Here is a 16,209-nt window from a genome sequence, read left to right on the forward strand (position 1 = left end):
GCCAGGGGGCTGGCTGAATTTCGGCCCGGTGCCGATTCGGAAGTCCATGACCAGACGCGCTGCGATCATCGCCTTCAGCCTCGTCGTCGCCATCGGCCTGCTCGGTTCGCGGTCGTGGGACGTTGCGCTGGGCCGTGTCCAGCGCGCAGCCGTCAGCGCGATCGAAGAGCGGACCGGCTTTGTCGTCAAGGCGATCGAACGCGCCGAAATCGCCCTGCTCCCGCTGCCGCGCATCAGCCTGTCGCAGGTCGCCTTCAGCCAGCGCGACGGCGCGCTCTCCGGCGAGGCCGTACGGGTCAAGGCACAGTTGCGGCTTCTGCCGCTACTGGGCGGGCGGATCAGCTTCGACCGGGTCGATCTGATCGCGCCGCGGATCGACGTCGCCGTTCCTGCCGGAAGCGACGGCGTCACCGAATGGCTCAGCACCCCGCTCGCCGAATTCGAGCGGCTGCAAAGCCAGAGCAAGATCGTCGTCCGTTCGGGCTCTGTCTTCCTGCGGGCGAATGGTGCGATCCAGAGCGTCGTGCGCGATCTCGATCTCGTCATCGACGAGCGCAGCCTCAACGAGCCTCTCGCCCTGTCCGGCTCGCTCAACTGGCGCGGCGTACCGACCGAGGTGAGCCTGCTCTGGCCGATGGTGGGAGGCAGCGCCAAGACCGCTCTCTCGGCGACCTCCTCCTTGCTGAAGCTGCGCTTCGAGGGCACGCGCTCCGGCCCCGGCGCACCGGTGATCAACGGCCTGCTTGCCCTCTCGACGCCTTCACTTCCCGGGCTTTTCGGCTGGTTCGGCGAGGAATCGCGCCTGGCATCGGCGCTTGGCTCCGTCGCCGTTTCGGCCGATATCCAGGTGAAGCCGCGCGAGGTCTCGTTCAACAACGCCATCGTCAGTCTCGACGGCGAGCGCCTCGACGGCGCGATCAAGCTTGCCGAGGTCGGCGGGCGCTTCGCGTTGTCGGGCACGCTTGCCGGCGCGACGCTCGATCTCGGCCGCCTCGTCGACCGCCTGCCGGTGCCGGCCGTCGATGCTGCCGATACCGCGCCCCTCGATCTCGATGCCTGGACCGCGCGCGACATCGATCTGCGGATATCGGTCGACGCCGTCCGCCTGAAAGGCGCAAAGCTCACCGACGTCGCGACCTATCTCCTGGTGAAGAAGGGCCGGTTCGAAACGGGCCTGCTGCGGGCCGGCGCCTATGGCGGCAGCGTCAAGAGCCGCTTGCTCGCGGTCGGCGTTCCCGCCGGCGTCGACGTCAAGCTCCAGGCCGGCCTCGACAAGGTGAATATCGGCCAGGCTGCTTCCGACCTGCCGCAACTGGCGCGCCTCAGCGGTACCGGTGGCCTGCAGCTCACGCTCGATGGCGTCGGGCGCTCCTTCGACGAGTTGCTGGGCTCGCTCACCGGCAGGGTCAACCTCGCGGCCCGGCAGGGCGAGATCGGCGGCGTCGCCTTCGGCGAACTGCTCCGCCGTGCCGAACGCAGCCCGGCCCAGGCCCTGCGCGACTGGCGGCAGGGCAAGACGCCGTTCGAGACGATCTCCGCCAATGCCGGGATCGCCGGCGGCCTTCTCGCCCTGACCGAGGCGCAAATGAACGGCTCGAACTACCGCTTCAACCTGGCCGGCAGCGCCTCGCTGCGAACCCGCACCCTCGACATGACCGCGCTGCTCACCTCGCCGAATGGCAACCTGAAGCTGCCCTTCCGGCTCAAGGGCCCGATCGATGCTCCGGCCTTCGATATCGAGGCGGAGGCCTTCCTCAGCCCCGCCGGTGGTGCCTCCGTCGTGCCGACGCTACTCACCCGGTAGCTCAACCCCGCTTTCGCGCTCCCCGGAAATCCGCTCTGATGCGGCCGGACCTTGTTGCGACGGTGGGAAGGATGCGGCGATGAAGATGTGGCTCATGGGCGCTCTCGCGCTCGCAGGATGGATGACGGCAGGCATGGCCGAGGCGCAGGATCTGACGGTCGAGAAGAAGGTCTTCGAGCTCGCGAGCTTCACCACCCAGAGCGGACGGACGCTGAAGAATGTCCGCGTCGGCTGGGAAAGCTACGGCACGCTCAACGCCGACAAATCCAACGCCGTGCTGATCTGCCACTTCTTCTCCGGCAACTCGCATGCCGCCGGCAAATACGCCGCCAACGACCCGGCGCCGGGCTACTGGGACGCGATCATCGGCCCGGGCAAGGCGATCGACACCAACAAGTATTTCGTCCTGTCCTCGGACACGCTGGTGAACCTCAACACCGGCGACCCCAAGACCACGACAACCGGCCCGGCCTCGATCAATCCCGATACCGGCAAGCCCTATGGGCTCGACTTCCCCATCGTCACGGTCCGCGACTTCGTCGAGGTCCAGAAGGGGCTGGTCGAAAGCCTCGGCATCAGGAAGCTCGCGCTGGTTGCCGGCCCCTCGATGGGCTCGCTCCAGACCTTCGAATGGGCGGCGAGCCATCCCGAGATGGTCGCCAAGGCCATGCCGGTGATCGGCGCCGGCGAGGCCGATGCGATGCTGATCGCCTGGCTCGATGTCTGGGCCGCGCCGATCCTCGTCGACCCCAACTGGAACAATGGCGATTACTACGGCAAGGCCCCGCCGCTTGCCGGCCTCGCCAAGGCGCTGACGGCGGTGACGCTGCAGGCCAACCACCAGGACTGGGCCAACGCTACCTTCGGCCGCCGCCCGGCCAAGGAGGGCGATGATCCGGCCAAGGCGCTCGCCAACAAGTTCCAGGTCCAGAGCGTGCTCGACAATGCCGGCATGGCCCGCGCGAAGGTCTCGGACGCGAACCACTTCCTCTATCTCGTCAAGGCGAACCAGCTCTTCGCCACTGGGGGCACCTCGCTCGCGGATGGCATGGCGAAGATCAGGGCGCCGATGCTGCTGATCACCCAGCCGAAGGATCTCGTCTTCACGCCCGACATGGTCGCGACCACGGTGAAGGCGGCGAAGGCGGCGGGGCGCGACATAACGCACGCCACCATCGACGGCTCGCGCGGCCATCTCGACGGCGTGATCTCGATGAAACAGGCCGAAGGCGCGATCCGGGCCTTTCTGGAGAAGTGACCTGAACCCCCTCGCTCACCTGAGGGTCATCCCGGACAAGCGGCGCAGCCGCGCCGATCCGGGATCCATGCCTGAACCGTTCCGGAATGGATCCCGGGTCTTCGCTTCGCTACGCCCGACCCAAGCCTGCATGGCTCACGCCGCAGCCGGCTCCTCCATACGGTGGACGATCCTGTCGATCAGGCCCCATTCCAGCGCCTCTTCCGCCGTCATGAAGCGGTCGCGGTCGAGCGTGCGCTCGACCTCCTCGTAAGTTCGCCCGCAATGCTCGGCATAGAGCCGGGTCAGCCGATGCTTGGTCTGCCGCATCTCCTCGGCATGGATCAGGACATCGGAAGCCTGCCCCTGGAAGCCGCCGAGCGGCTGGTGGACATGCAGGCTGGCATTGGGCAACGCCCCGCGCTCGCCCGGCTCGCCCGCCATCAGCAGGAACGAGCCCATCGAACGCGCCGTGCCCATGCACAGCGTATGCACCGGCGAGCGGATGTAGCGCATCGTGTCGTACATGGCGAAGCCGCTGGTCACCACGCCGCCGGGCGAGTTGATGTAGAGATGGATCGGCTTCTTCGGGTTCTCCGCCTCCAGGAACAAAAGCTGCGCGCAGACCAGCGCGCTCAGCGCGTCGTTGACCTCGCCATTGAGGAAGATGATCCGCTCGCGCAGCAGCCGCGAATAGATGTCGAACGAGCGCTCTCCGCGGCTCGACTGTTCGACGACCATAGGGACGAGTTGCATCGCTTCGCGCATCGGCGAACTCCAGAGTTTAGGATGTGGATAGATGGTGGTTTCGCGCCGCCTCAGGCGGCGGCGCGCATGACCGGCGGTGCGTTGCTGTTCGCCGGGATGAGATCCAGCCCGACGCGGCGATCCGCCAGCTCATGGATCACCTGCAAGCTGGCACCGCCACTCTCGCGCCCTTCGATCCGGAAGGTGACCACGCTCTCCAGAAAGGGCGGTTCGCTGTCGCGCATCCGGTAGCGCAGCGCCTCCCCCGGCGTGACGACGCTCGGCTCGGGATCGGCCAGCTCCGCATCGGGCAGCCAATGCTCGCGCAGGCCGGGCGTGCTGATAGCGCGCCAGAGCTTTTCGGGCGGCTCGTCGAACCGGAACTCGAAGACGAGAGGATCGGTCGCCGCTTCGCTATGGTCGCCGCTCATTGATCCATCTCCTTGAGCAAGGTCCTGAGATCGTCGATCCGCGCCGGCCAGAAGGCGCGGTATTTCGTCAGCCATCGCGCGACCAGCGCCAGCCCCTCCGGGTCGACCCGGTAGTTCACGAAGCGCCCCTGCCGCTCCTCTTGAACGAGGCCTGCGCCACGAAGCACCGCGAGATGCTGCGACATCGCCGGTTGGCTGATCGCCATGCCCTCGCGCAAAGCGCTGGCATTCAGGCTGCCCGCCGTCAGCTTGTCGAGGATGGCGCGCCGCGTCGGATCGGCCAGCGCCTTGAAGATCTCGTTCTCGATCATGGCATCACATAAGCGATAACTTATGTGAATCGCAAGAGGCTCCGCGCCAGGAGCTTGTGCTAACCTGCTGCGGAGCCGAGGCTGAGCACGAAAGAGCACGCCATGAGGATGATCGGGCCGGCAATTGTCCTCTTATGCGCCTTGCTGTCATCTCCCCCGGCACAGGCCGCCTGCTCGGAGCCGCAGACTGGTTCGGATCAGGCCCCCGCCTTCTCGCCGCCGCTGAGCCAGGTCGTGATCGGCTCCGGCCGCCTGCAATTCCATTCGGCGCCGGACCGCGCCTGCCCGATGACGGGCATCTTCATCATCCCGAAGGACGAGGTCATCGCCTATGCGCAGACGCGGGACGGCTGGTCGTCGGTGATGTATCTCAACTCCCGGACCGGCAACGACGTCAGCGGCTGGGTCAGGTCGGCGCGATTGAAGACGATCGGGACCATGGGGCCGAAGCGCTGAACAGTGGGAACCCGTCAACGAACCGGTCGGCGACAGAGATCAGCCGGTGAAGGTCTTGGGGTTCTGAAAATTTGATCCACCGCTATCGATTGCGATAGACCTCGGGTCGAAATGCCCAGAGGGCTGCTGATAGGTATCGTTGACATGAGATCAATGCGCATAGGCCCGGCGCAGCTTTGGCTTGCGGGCTTTTTGGCATCGCTGACGATCGTTGGTCAGGCGCAGGCAGCGACCTACGAAAAACGTCTTCGCCAGCAGTTCGAGCGTGTCGAGTTGCAAACCCGGCTTGAAGAGGTCTGCGATACCGAAGTGATGCTTCAGATTAATCGCGACCACCCGGAATTCACCGTGGATAAAGTCATAGCCTACACATTTCAAAGTCCGACGCAGAAAAGCAATCGGCTCATAGCAGATGGCGCCGCCTTCAGAAGCCGCAACAGGTGGTTTCGCCTTGCTTACCGCTGCCAAACCGGCCCTCGGCACCTCGACATCACCGAACTGAATTACAAGGTGGGCAGCGAAATCGAACGCAAGCTGTGGCACCGCCTCTATCTCTACGATTGAAACCAGGCGCGCTCGGCTTTCACCCGCGAGCCGCAAGGCTACGTGTGGGGTCTCGCCGGTTCAGACCGAGACGCTTTTCAACCGGCTGCATCGGGCCGTGTACGGAGCTCGGCCTGCCCTACGCCGCCTGCGCCGCGGCCCTGATCCCGTCGATCACGAACTGCACCGCCAGCGCCGCCAGGATCACGCCGAGCAGGCGCGTGAGCACGATATTGCCGGTGACGCCCAGAAGCTTCGCGATCGCCGTCGCCGAGAGGAACACCAGAAGACAGGACAGCACCACCAGCCCGCAGATCACCGCGAGCGTGACCAGCAGCAGCGGGTCGCCGCCGGCGCGGCCGGCCAGCAGGATCATCGCCGTCAGCGCGCCCGGCCCCGCCATCAGCGGGATCGCCAGCGGAAAGGCTGCGACATTGCGGATGTGATCCTGGGTGATCGCCGTCTCGGCCGTCTGCTGCTTGCGCTCGGTCCGGCGCTCGAACACCATCTCGAAGGCGATCCAGAACAGCAGAAGCCCGCCCGCGATGCGGAAGGCCGGCAGCGAGACGCCGAGCGCCTTCAGCACGATGTCGCCCGCCACGGCGAAGAAGGCCATGATGCAGAAGGCGATGATCGAGGCGCGGATCGCGACCTGCTTGCGCTCGCTTTTCGACATCCCGCGCGTGAGCGAGAGGAAGATCGGCGCAAGGCCCGGCGGGTCGAGCGTCACCAGCATGGTGACGAGGGCTGCGGTAGCGAATTCGACGAACATGGCGCCACATCAGCATGCCCAAAGCCCGCCGTCACGCGCCAAGAAAGGCCGGAATATGGCGACGCGCCGGAAGGCATCCGAAAGTTACCCATAAGACATTGAATTCACTTAAAGAATTTTTGCTTGGACAGAGCCTGCTTTTACTGGCTTCTCCTGCCGGAATCGGATAGCCAGAAGGCTGAAAAACCAGCAGGAATCGGGACATTTCCCCTTGAGCGACGATACCGACGACAAGCGCGACAACGCCCCGGATTTCGGCGGCGACATCAAGCCGATCGCGATCACCGACGAGATGAAGAAGAGCTATCTCGATTACGCCATGAGCGTGATCGTGAGCCGCGCTCTGCCCGATGTCCGCGACGGCCTGAAGCCGGTCCACCGCCGCATCCTGTTCTCGATGCACGAGAACAAGAATGTGCCCGAGCGGCCCTATACCAAATGCGCCCGCATCGTCGGCGACACGATGGGTAAGTACCATCCGCACGGCAACCTCGCGGTCTATGACGCGCTGGTGCGCATGGCGCAGGATTTCTCGCTGCGCCTGCCGCTGATCGACGGCCAGGGCAATTTCGGCTCGATGGACGGCGACAGCGCAGCCGCCGATCGTTACACCGAGGCCCGCCTCGACAAGGCGGCGATGCCGCTGCTGGAAGACCTCGATCTCGACACCGTCGATTTCCAGCCCAACTACGACGGCAAGGAGCATGAGCCGACGGTCCTGCCGGCGCGCTATCCCAACCTGCTCGTCAACGGCGCCGGCGGCATCGCCGTCGGCATGGCCACCAACATCCCGCCGCATAATCTCGGCGAGGTCATCGATGCCTGCGTCGCCTATATCGACGATCCCGAGATCTCGATCGACGACCTGATCGAGATCGTGCCCGGCCCGGATTTCCCGACCGGCGCCTCGATCATGGGCCGCAGCGGCATCCATTCCGCCTATCACACCGGCCGCGGCTCGATCGTGATGCGTTCGAAGACGCATATCGAGGAAATGCGCAAGGAACGCGAGGCGATCGTCGTCACCGAGATTCCCTATCAGGTGAACAAGGCGACGATGGTCGAGAAGATCGCCGATCTCGTGCGCGAGAAGCGCATCGAGGGCATCTCCGACCTGCGCGACGAATCCAGCCGCGAGGGCGTGCGCGTCGTCATCGAGATCAAGCGCGACGCCGTCGCCGATGTGGTGCTGAACCAGCTCTATCGCTTCACCCCGCTGCAGACCTCCTTCGGCGCCAACATGGTGGCGCTGAACGGCGGCCGCCCGGAAGTCCTCAACCTTCGGGATTTCATCTCGGCCTTCGTCGAGTTCCGCGAGCTGGTCGTCTCGCGGCGCACGCGCTACCTCCTGAACAAGGCCCGCGAGCGCGCCCATGTGCTCTGCGGCCTCGCCACCGCCGTCGCCAATATCGACGAGGTCATCCGCCTGATCCGCACGGCACCGACCCCGGCCGCCGCGCATGAATCGCTGATGGCGCGCGACTGGCCGGCCGACGATATCGCCCCGCTGATCGCGCTGGTCGACGATCCGCGCCACCCGATGAACCCGGACGGCACCTACCGGCTTTCGGACGCGCAGGCCAAGGCGATCCTCGAACTGCGCCTGTCCCGTCTCACCGCCCTCGGCCGCGACGAGATCGGCGACGAGCTGGAGAAGCTCGCCAGGGAGATCGCGGATTATCTCGACATCCTGCGCTCGCGCGCCCGCATCCAGTCGATCGTCAAGACCGAGCTCGCCGAGGTCAGGAACGCCTTCGCCACGCCGCGCCGCACCGAGATCCAGGACTGGGGCTCGGACCTCGACGACGAGGACCTGATCGCCCGCGAGGACATGGTCGTCACCGTCAGCCATGGCGGCTACATCAAGCGCGTGCCGCTCTCGACCTACCGGGCCCAGCGCCGCGGCGGCAAGGGCCGCTCCGGCATGGCGACCAAGGACGAGGATTTCGTCGCCCGCCTCTTCGTGGCCTCGACCCATACGCCGGTGCTGTTCTTCTCCTCGGAAGGCCAGGTCTACAAGGAGAAGGTCTGGCGACTGCCGCTCTCGGCGCCGAACGCCCGCGGCAAGGCACTGGTCAACATGCTGCCGATCGAGGCCGGCGAGCGCATCACCACGATCATGCCGCTGCCGGAGGACGAGGCGAGCTGGGAGACGCTCGACGTGATGTTCGCGACAGCCTCGGGCGGGGTGCGGCGCAACAAGCTCTCCGACTTCGTCAACGTCAACCGCGCCGGCAAGATCGCGATGAAGCTCGACGAGGGCGACCACATCGTCGACGTGCAGATCTGCACCGAGAACGACGACGTGCTGCTGACCACCGCCCTCGGCCAGTGCATCCGCTTCGCCGTGCCCGAGGTGCGCGTCTTCAAGGGCCGCGACTCCACCGGCGTGCGCGGCATCAATCTGGCCAAGGGCGACGAGGTGATCTCGCTCGCGATCCTGCACCATCTCGACGCCACGCCGGACGAGCGCGCCGCCTATCTCAAGCGCGCCGCGGCCGCCCGCAGGGCGCTCACCGGCGAGGCCGAGGATGGCGCGGAAACCGCAGTTCCGGTCGAGGCCGATGCCGAGGAGAGCGCCGGCGACATCGAGCTCGGGCAGGAGAAATATGCCGCAATGGGCGCGGCCGAGCAGTTCATCCTGACCATCTCGGAGCGTGGCTACGGCAAGCGCACCTCGTCCTTCGAGTACCGGGTCACCGGGCGCGGCGGCAAGGGCATCGTCGCGATGGTCGTGAACGACCGCAACGGCAAGCTCGTCGCCTCCTTCCCGGCCCTCGACTCGGACCAGCTCATGCTCGTCACCGATGGCGGCCAGCTCATCCGCGTGCCGGTCGATGCCGGCCCGGACAACCGCATCCGCATCGCCGGGCGCTCGACGCAGGGCGTGACGGTGTTCAACACCGCCAAGGACGAGAAGGTCGTCTCGGTCGAGTGCATCAACGACGATGGTGAAGGTGACGAAGACGCCGAGCCGAACGACGAAGCGCCGAACGTCGAGCCTACGGAAGACTGATCTGTCAGCCTCTTGCGGTCATGGCTTCATGCAATGTCTGAAGCCATGGCGCCCGCAGTGGGAGTACCAGGATTCGCATCGAACCACGCCGTCATCCCGGGCTTGACCCGGGATGACGCGGAGGTTCCCCAGCGCAATCTCGGCACCAGCCGTCATTGCGAGCGTAGCGAAGCAATCCAGGAGGACTGGGTTGAATGGTTGAGCCCCGCTACCTGGATTGCTTCCTCGCTCCGTTCCTCGCAATGACGATCGGCCCTCGTTTGACACAAGCCCCGCCCCGCGCTCCCATCCGGTCATGAAGGCTCGTTCCGTGCCCGTCCGCACCCCTGCGATCACGCCGGAGATCATGCTGCGCGCCTATGCTGCCGGCATCTTCCCGATGGCGGAGAGCGCCGATGATCCCGGCCTGTTCTGGGTCGAGCCGGAGCTGCGCGGCATCATTCCGCTCGACCGCTTCCACCTCTCCTCCCGGCTCGCCCGCACCGTGCGCTCGGATCGTTTCGAGATCAGGGTCGATACCGCCTTCGACGCCGTGATCGCGGCCTGCGCCGAGGCCAAGCCGGACCGCGCGGAAACCTGGATCAACCCGCGCATCCGCGAAATCTTCGGCGAACTCTTCGCGCTCGGCCATGTCCACACGGTCGAATGCTGGCGCGAAGGCCGGCTGGTCGGCGGCCTCTACGGCCTCTCGCTGGGGAGCGCCTTCTTCGGCGAGAGCATGTTCCACAGCGAGACCGATGCCTCGAAGGTCGCGCTGGTCCATCTCGTCGCCCGGTTGAGGCATGGCGGCTATCGCTTGCTGGATACGCAGTTCCAGACCGGCCATCTCGCGCAGTTCGGCACGATCGAGATTCCGCGCGACGGTTATCGCCGCCTGCTCGACGACGCCCTGCTGCATCTCGGCGACTGGCACGCCTGGCCCGTTTCAACAGCGATGAGCGGCCGGGAGGCCCTCGCCCGGCTCTGAGCGCCGGATCGCCTTACCGGCAGGATCAGCCGCCGCCGGCAGTCGGATCGCGGCCCGGCGAGGGATTGGTCGGGAAGAAGCGCTGGCTCGGCCGCTGCGGCTGGACCGGCACGCCACGTGGCGGCTCGACATCGATACGCCCGCCGCGCGGCGGCGAAGCGGGCTGCTGCGCGGCCGGAGGCTGGTTGGGCGTGCGTGGCTGGCGCGGGTCTTCGGCTGGCGGCGCTTCCGGCTCTTTGGGATCGACGACGAGTTCGGTGCCGCCTTTGCAGTCGGTCAGCCAGGCATCGTAGATCGCATGCTCGACACCGTGCAGGCCCGGGCTCGCCGCATACATCCAGCCGGTAAAGATGCGCCGGTACTCGTTCTTGACCGTGACCTCGTCGACCTCGACGAAGGCATCGGTCTGCGGCGCCTCGGTCGGCGGGCGCGTCCAGCAGACTCGCGGAGTCAATTGAAGTGCGCCGAACTGCACGGTCTCGTCGATCGCCACCTCGAAGGAGATGATGCGGCCGGTGATCTTGTCGAGCCCGGCGAAGACCGCGGTCGGATTGCGGATGCGATCGGCCTGTGCCGGGCCCGTGGCCGCCAGCGTCGCCAGAGCGCTCGAGGCGAGGCCTGCCAGGATCGGGAAGCGAAAGAACGACGGCATGCGGGCGCGAATCTCTTCGACGGCGCGGAAGGACCGCGATGGCGCGCAGTAACACGGCAATCGCAGCGGAAAAAGGGCATCGCCCCTGAAAGCTTGGGGTATGACGGCCAAACCTCCGACTGGCAGCAAAAAGGCCGCCCCGAAAGGAGCGGCCTGGTATTTCGCAAGCTCGGCTTGCAGGTCTTCTCTCAGAGGCGGTCTTCTCTCAGCGGCCGGGCGTCCAGGCCTCGTAGTCGCCGGTTGCGGCCGGGCGCTCACCCTCGGCGAGCGTCGAGCCCTGCGGGCGATAGGCCAAAGCCGTGCCGGTCCAGTTCTGCTGATGCGGCTGCTGCCATTCGCGCGGCTGGTAGCTCTCCTCGGAGGGGGCGACATCGACGGTATGGTGCAGCCAGCCGTTCCAGCCCGGCGGCACCTTGGAGGCTTCCGCATCGCCCTTGTAGATCACCCAGCGTCGCTGGAAGCCGAGCGCCTTGTCCTTCACCCCACCCGCAGTGCGGTAATAGACATTGCCGAACTCATCCTCTCCCACCCGCTCGCCGAAGCGCCAGGTGTGGAAACGCGTGCCGATCGTCTGGCCGTTCCACCAGGTGAAGATCTGCAGCAGCCAGTCCTTCATCGTCCTCAAGTCCGTGCGCGCGATGCTGAAACAATCGGGCGACTTATGGCTCTCGCACCGCCCGCTGTCCAGCCCGCGATAGGCCGACCCTGCCGACCACGCAATGTTCGCCCCTGGCCGCATCACAATCGAATGAGCCCCCGCCGCGGGCGCGGCTTCCTCTGCCCGGCTTGCCCGCCGCGAGCTGCGCACGCCGCGGATCGATAAATCTGTGCGCTTGTGAATCGCCCGCCACGATTCGGCCGCGATTCGGGGCGGCCCGCCTGCACTGCATTCGCCGGGAAGTGCTCCGAGATCAGCCACTTCCGGGAGGCTTTGAAAGCGGAACGCGCGGCCAGGTCGCGGACCCACCGGATTCATCGCCCGTCAACCATGATAGCGGGGATTTTAGGGACTGCGCTTCCTCCCACACTGTGGCAATCTTGCCGAGCTGAATCCGATTCCCCGGCGATTTCCGAGGCTTAGCGGGCGCCTTGCAACTTATCCCCGTAACCCACATATACCTACCAGATGTCGTGTCCACAGGGATCGATAGACACTATTCCTTGACGCCAGACCGGCATCTGCACTAGATTTTGACCATCGCATGACGGCCGGCGGCACCCCCTCTGGATGACTGCGAAACCCTAGTTTTCCAGTGTGTTCCGGGCCTGCCGCCGCATCCGCCATCAACAGCGGAAGCGAACGGATTTGCGCGGGCATTTGAGCGCGTCCGGGACCATCGGCGGGGTGACACCGCCGAGGCCCCACAGGGCATCGAACCGAGTTTGGGCTGACATCAGGAGCCGGTGATCAACCGGCCGCGCGTGGCTTCAAGGCAAGTCCGCGGCAGATCAAGGGATGAAGATCATGCGCATCGAGCGCCGCTACACCTCCGCCGGACAGTCGCCCTATGCCGCGATCCCGTTCCGATCGGCCGTCAGCGAGATCAAGAACCCGGACGGCTCCGTCGTCTTCCGGCTCGAAGGCATCGAGGTTCCCGAGGCCTGGTCGCAGGTCGCGAGCGACGTGCTCGCGCAGAAATATTTCCGCAAGGCCGGCGTGCCCGCGCGCCTGAAGAAATTCGAAGAGAACGACGTCCCCTCCTTCCTCTGGCGCTCCGTCGCCGACGAGGCCGCTCTCGCCGAATTGCCCGAGGGCGAGCGCTACGCCTCCGAAATTTCCTCCAAGCAGGTCTTCGACCGCCTTGCCGGCTGCTGGACCTATTGGGGCTGGAAGGGCGGCTATTTCACCTCCGAGGAAGATGCCGCGGCCTTCCATGACGAACTGCGCTTCATGCTCGCGACCCAGCGCGTCGCGCCGAACTCGCCGCAATGGTTCAATACCGGCCTGCACTGGGCCTATGGCATCGACGGCCCGAGCCAGGGCCATTTCTACGTCGACTTCAAGACCGGCAAGCTGGTGAAGTCGAAGTCGAGCTACGAGCATCCGCAGCCGCATGCCTGCTTCATCCAGGGCGTGCAGGACGACCTCGTCAACGAGGGCGGCATCATGGACCTCTGGGTCCGTGAGGCCCGCCTGTTCAAGTATGGTTCCGGCACCGGCTCGAACTTCTCGATGCTGCGTGGCGAGGGCGAAAAACTCGCCGGCGGCGGCAAGTCCTCCGGCCTGATGTCCTTCCTCAAGATCGGCGACCGCGCCGCCGGCGCCATCAAGTCGGGCGGCACCACCCGCCGCGCCGCCAAGATGGTCGTGGTCGATGCCGACCATCCCGATATCGAGGCCTATATCGACTGGAAGGTGAAGGAGGAGCAGAAGGTCGCCGCCCTCGTCACCGGCTCCAAGACCGTCAAGAAGCACATGAAGGCCGTGCTCAAGGCCTGCGTGAACTGCGAGGGCGACGGCGATTCCTGCTTCGACCCCGAGCAGAACCCGGCCCTGAAGCGCGAGATCAAGCTCGCCCGCAAGGCGCTGGTGCCGGATAACTACATCAAGCGCGTCATCCAGTTCGCCAAGCAGGGCTACAAGGATATCTCCTTCGACACCTATGACACCGACTGGGATTCCGACGCCTATCTCACCGTTTCCGGCCAGAACTCGAACAACTCGGTCTCGCTGACCGACGATTTTTTGCGCGCGGTGGAAACGGATAGCGACTGGAACCTGACCGGCCGCACCACCGGCAAGGTCATGAAGACCCTGAAGGCCCGCGACCTCTGGGAGAAGATCGGTTACGCCGCCTGGGCCTCGGCCGATCCCGGCCTGCACTTCAACTCGACGATGAACGACTGGCACACCTGCCCGGCTTCCGGCCGGATCCGGGCGTCCAACCCGTGCTCCGAGTACATGTTCCTCGACGACACCGCCTGCAACCTGGCCTCGGCCAACCTGCTGCAGTTCTATGATACCGAGACCAAGGCCTTCGACGTCGCGGCCTATGAGCATCTCTGCCGGCTCTGGACCGTCGTGCTCGAGATCTCGGTGACGATGGCGCAGTTTCCGAGCCGCGAGATCGCCGAGCTTTCCTACGAGTACCGCACGCTCGGCCTCGGCTACGCCAATATCGGCGGCCTGCTGATGACCATGGGCCTCGGCTACGATTCCGACGAGGGCCGCGCTCTCGCCGGCGCGCTCACCGCGATCATGACCGGCGTCGCCTATGCGACCTCGGCCGAGATGGCGGGCGAGCTCGGCCCCTTCCCCGGCTACAAGAAGAACGCCAGCCACATGCTGCGCGTCATCCGCAACCACCGCACCGCAGCCCATGGCCTCGCCGACGGCTATGAGGGCCTGAGCGTCACCCCGGTCCCGCTCGACCATGCGACGCTCGCCCGCCTCGGCGGCTCGGCCGTGACCATGGCGGAGCGCTCGCGCATCGTCTGGGACGAGGCGCTGGAGCAGGGCAAGCGCTACGGCTACCGCAACGCCCAGGCGACCGTGATCGCGCCGACCGGCACGATCGGCCTCGTCATGGATTGCGACACCACCGGCATCGAGCCCGATTTCGCGCTGGTGAAGTTCAAGAAGCTCGCCGGCGGCGGCTACTTCAAGATCATCAACCGCGCCGTGCCGGACGCGCTGCGTGCGCTCGGCTACCGCGAGGCCGATATCGCCGAGATCGAGGCCTATGCGGTCGGCCACGGCTCGATGAAGCAGGCGCCCGGCATCAACCCCGGCTCGCTGCGCTCCAAGGGCTTCACCGACGAGAAGATCGAGGCGGTCGAGAAGGGGCTGAAGAGCGCCTTCGACATCAAGTTCGTCTTCAACAAGTGGACGCTGGGCGAGGATTTCCTCACCGACACGCTGAAGGTCCCGGCCGAGAAGCTCAACGACATGTCGTTCGAGCTCCTGCCCTTCCTCGGCTTCAGCAAGGCCGAGATCGAGGCCGCCAACGTCCATGTCTGCGGCGCGATGACCCTGGAAGGCGCTCCGCACCTCAAGACCGAGCACTACAACGTCTTCGATTGCGCCAACCCCTGCGGCCGCATCGGCAAGCGCTATCTCTCGGTCGAGAGCCATATCCGCATGATGGCGGCGGCCCAGCCCTTCATCTCGGGCGCGATCTCCAAGACCATCAACATGCCCAACGACGCCACGGTCGAGGATTGCAAGAGTGCCTATATGCTCTCGTGGAAGCTCGCGCTGAAGGCGAACGCCCTCTACCGCGACGGCTCCAAGCTCTCGCAGCCGCTGAACTCGGCGCTGATCTCGGATGAGGACGACGAGGCCGACGACGCCGTCGAGACGCTGGTCGCAGCGCCGATGGCGGCGCGCGCCACGCAGATCTCGGAGAAGATCGTCGAGCGCATCGTTGAGCGCATCGAGCGCAAGCGCGAGCGCGAGAAGATGCCGGATCGCCGCACGGGCTATATCCAGAAGGCCACGGTCGGCGGCCACAAGGTCTATGTCCATACCGGCGAGTATTCGGACGGGCGCCTCGGCGAGATCTTCATCGACATGCACAAGGAGGGCGCGGCCTTCCGGGCGATGATGAACAACTTCGCCATCGCGGTCTCGCTCGGCCTGCAATACGGCGTGCCGCTGGAGGAATACGTGGAGGCCTTCACCTTCACGCGCTTCGAGCCCTCGGGCTTCGTCGCCGGCAACCAGTCGATCAAGAACGCGACCTCGATCCTCGACTATGTCTTCCGCGAGCTCGCGATCTCCTATCTCGGCCGCAACGACCTCGCGCATGTCGATCCGAGCGAGATCGGCCATGACGTGTTGGGCAGCGGCGTCGGCCAGGACAAGGCCCCGGATGCGACCCCGATCGTGACGACCCCCCTCGCCTCCACCGGCTTCCGCCGCGGGAAGCCGATCAACCTGCTCGCCATCCAGGGCGGCGGCCAGGGAAGCTATGTTGCGAACGATGCGGTCGCCCGCTCGACTACCTCGGCGATCGGCCTCGCCACCGCCGGCGCCACCGCGCTGAAGGAAGAGCCGGAAGCCTATGGCGAGGCGGATATGGCCAAGCTCGGCTTCGCGGCGCCGGCCGCCCAGCCGACGGCCTCGGAACGGCGAGCCGAGGCGATCATGAAGGGCTATGTCGGCGACTCCTGCGGCGAATGCGGCAACTTCACGCTGGTCCGCAACGGCACCTGCCTGAAGTGCAACACCTGCGGATCCACAACCGGGTGCAGTTGATTATTCCGACTGCTTGTTCTTCTTGAAATGAGAGGCGAAGTTCCCCGTTTTTGAGCTTCGACTTCCGCAAAAA

General features: G+C 65.7%; 13 protein-coding genes. 7 read left to right on the forward strand and 6 right to left on the reverse strand.

Translation table 11 applies throughout. The features are described 5' to 3' along the window. The first annotated feature begins 46 nt into the window (after positions 1 to 46). Together ACWIEX_RS11035 and ACWIEX_RS11040 are read left to right on the forward strand one after the other, a co-directional pair. A complete protein-coding gene (locus tag ACWIEX_RS11035) occupies positions 47 to 1,804 on the forward strand; it encodes an AsmA family protein (protein ID WP_454033075.1) in 1,758 nt (585 codons plus the stop codon). A 79-nt stretch (positions 1,805 to 1,883) separates the two neighbouring features. After that, positions 1,884 to 3,062 (forward strand): E22 family MetX-like putative esterase, encoded by a 1,179-nt coding sequence (locus ACWIEX_RS11040; RefSeq protein WP_454033076.1) that lies wholly within the window; start codon positions 1,884 to 1,886, stop codon positions 3,060 to 3,062. 135 nt (positions 3,063 to 3,197) lie between these two features. Here the strand turns inward: ACWIEX_RS11040 and ACWIEX_RS11045 are convergent, their stop codons facing one another. From ACWIEX_RS11045 to ACWIEX_RS11055, 3 genes are read right to left on the reverse strand one after another with little or no spacing between them, the layout of a single operon-like run. Further along, positions 3,198 to 3,809 carry an ATP-dependent Clp protease proteolytic subunit gene (locus tag ACWIEX_RS11045; protein WP_454033077.1) on the reverse strand — a complete coding sequence of 204 codons (612 nt, stop codon included), beginning with the start codon at positions 3,807 to 3,809 and terminating at the stop codon, positions 3,198 to 3,200. Positions 3,810 to 3,859: 50 nt separating this feature from the next. After that, complete coding sequence (locus ACWIEX_RS11050) at positions 3,860 to 4,219, reverse strand: SRPBCC family protein (RefSeq protein ID WP_454033078.1); 360 nt, start codon at positions 4,217 to 4,219, stop codon at positions 3,860 to 3,862. Then, a complete protein-coding gene (locus ACWIEX_RS11055) occupies positions 4,216 to 4,530 on the reverse strand; it encodes an ArsR/SmtB family transcription factor (RefSeq protein WP_454033079.1) in 315 nt (104 codons plus the stop codon). Before ACWIEX_RS11055 ends, ACWIEX_RS11050 begins: the two co-directional genes overlap by 4 nt. Positions 4,531 to 4,671: 141 nt before the next feature. On the opposite strand from ACWIEX_RS11055, the gene ACWIEX_RS11060 reads away from it, so the two are divergent. Together ACWIEX_RS11060 and ACWIEX_RS11065 are read left to right on the forward strand one after the other, a co-directional pair. After that, complete coding sequence (locus ACWIEX_RS11060) at positions 4,672 to 4,986, forward strand: hypothetical protein (protein WP_454033080.1); 315 nt, start codon at positions 4,672 to 4,674, stop codon at positions 4,984 to 4,986. Between the two features lie 144 nt (positions 4,987 to 5,130). Beyond that, on the forward strand, positions 5,131 to 5,550 hold the full coding sequence (locus tag ACWIEX_RS11065; protein ID WP_454033081.1) for a DUF930 domain-containing protein: 420 nt from the start codon (positions 5,131 to 5,133) through the stop codon (positions 5,548 to 5,550). A 118-nt stretch (positions 5,551 to 5,668) separates the two neighbouring features. Here the strand turns inward: ACWIEX_RS11065 and ACWIEX_RS11070 are convergent, their stop codons facing one another. Continuing rightward, positions 5,669 to 6,301 carry a MarC family protein gene (locus ACWIEX_RS11070; RefSeq protein ID WP_454033082.1) on the reverse strand — a complete coding sequence of 211 codons (633 nt, stop codon included), beginning with the start codon at positions 6,299 to 6,301 and terminating at the stop codon, positions 5,669 to 5,671. Positions 6,302 to 6,512: 211 nt separating this feature from the next. On the opposite strand from ACWIEX_RS11070, the gene gyrA reads away from it, so the two are divergent. Both gyrA and aat read left to right on the forward strand, forming a co-directional pair. Then, complete coding sequence (gyrA, locus tag ACWIEX_RS11075) at positions 6,513 to 9,317, forward strand: DNA gyrase subunit A (protein ID WP_454033083.1); 2,805 nt, start codon at positions 6,513 to 6,515, stop codon at positions 9,315 to 9,317. Between the two features lie 295 nt (positions 9,318 to 9,612). Next, entirely contained in the window at positions 9,613 to 10,284 is a 672-nt protein-coding gene (gene aat, locus ACWIEX_RS11080; protein WP_454033084.1) for a leucyl/phenylalanyl-tRNA--protein transferase, read from the forward strand. A gap of 25 nt (positions 10,285 to 10,309) precedes the next feature. Here the strand turns inward: aat and ACWIEX_RS11085 are convergent, their stop codons facing one another. Continuing rightward, positions 10,310 to 10,936, reverse strand: coding sequence for a DUF2155 domain-containing protein (locus ACWIEX_RS11085; RefSeq protein ID WP_454033085.1), 627 nt, complete (start codon positions 10,934 to 10,936; stop codon positions 10,310 to 10,312). Between the two features lie 205 nt (positions 10,937 to 11,141). Then, the gene (locus ACWIEX_RS11090; protein WP_199084477.1) at positions 11,142 to 11,552 is read right to left on the reverse strand and encodes an NADH:ubiquinone oxidoreductase subunit NDUFA12; all 411 of its coding nucleotides are present in this window, start codon (positions 11,550 to 11,552) and stop codon (positions 11,142 to 11,144) included. Between the two features lie 849 nt (positions 11,553 to 12,401). On the opposite strand from ACWIEX_RS11090, the gene ACWIEX_RS11095 reads away from it, so the two are divergent. Further along, positions 12,402 to 16,136, forward strand: coding sequence for a vitamin B12-dependent ribonucleotide reductase (locus tag ACWIEX_RS11095; protein ID WP_454033086.1), 3,735 nt, complete (start codon positions 12,402 to 12,404; stop codon positions 16,134 to 16,136). Positions 16,137 to 16,209: the final 73 nt, after the last annotated feature.

It is taken from the genome of Allobosea sp. NPDC055353 (genome assembly GCF_053644975.1).

Coding starts and splice junctions, on each gene's coding strand:
- ACWIEX_RS11035 (WP_454033075.1), top strand. CDS start 47: ATGACCAGACGCGCTGCGATCATCGCCTTCAGCCTCGTCGTCGCCATC.
- ACWIEX_RS11040 (WP_454033076.1), top strand. CDS start 1,884: ATGAAGATGTGGCTCATGGGCGCTCTCGCGCTCGCAGGATGGATGACG.
- ACWIEX_RS11045 (WP_454033077.1), bottom strand. CDS start 3,809: ATGCGCGAAGCGATGCAACTCGTCCCTATGGTCGTCGAACAGTCGAGC.
- ACWIEX_RS11050 (WP_454033078.1), bottom strand. CDS start 4,219: ATGAGCGGCGACCATAGCGAAGCGGCGACCGATCCTCTCGTCTTCGAG.
- ACWIEX_RS11055 (WP_454033079.1), bottom strand. CDS start 4,530: ATGATCGAGAACGAGATCTTCAAGGCGCTGGCCGATCCGACGCGGCGC.
- ACWIEX_RS11065 (WP_454033081.1), top strand. CDS start 5,131: ATGAGATCAATGCGCATAGGCCCGGCGCAGCTTTGGCTTGCGGGCTTT.
- ACWIEX_RS11070 (WP_454033082.1), bottom strand. CDS start 6,301: ATGTTCGTCGAATTCGCTACCGCAGCCCTCGTCACCATGCTGGTGACG.
- aat (WP_454033084.1), top strand. CDS start 9,613: ATGAAGGCTCGTTCCGTGCCCGTCCGCACCCCTGCGATCACGCCGGAG.
- ACWIEX_RS11085 (WP_454033085.1), bottom strand. CDS start 10,936: ATGCCGTCGTTCTTTCGCTTCCCGATCCTGGCAGGCCTCGCCTCGAGC.
- ACWIEX_RS11090 (WP_199084477.1), bottom strand. CDS start 11,552: ATGAAGGACTGGCTGCTGCAGATCTTCACCTGGTGGAACGGCCAGACG.
- ACWIEX_RS11095 (WP_454033086.1), top strand. CDS start 12,402: ATGCGCATCGAGCGCCGCTACACCTCCGCCGGACAGTCGCCCTATGCC.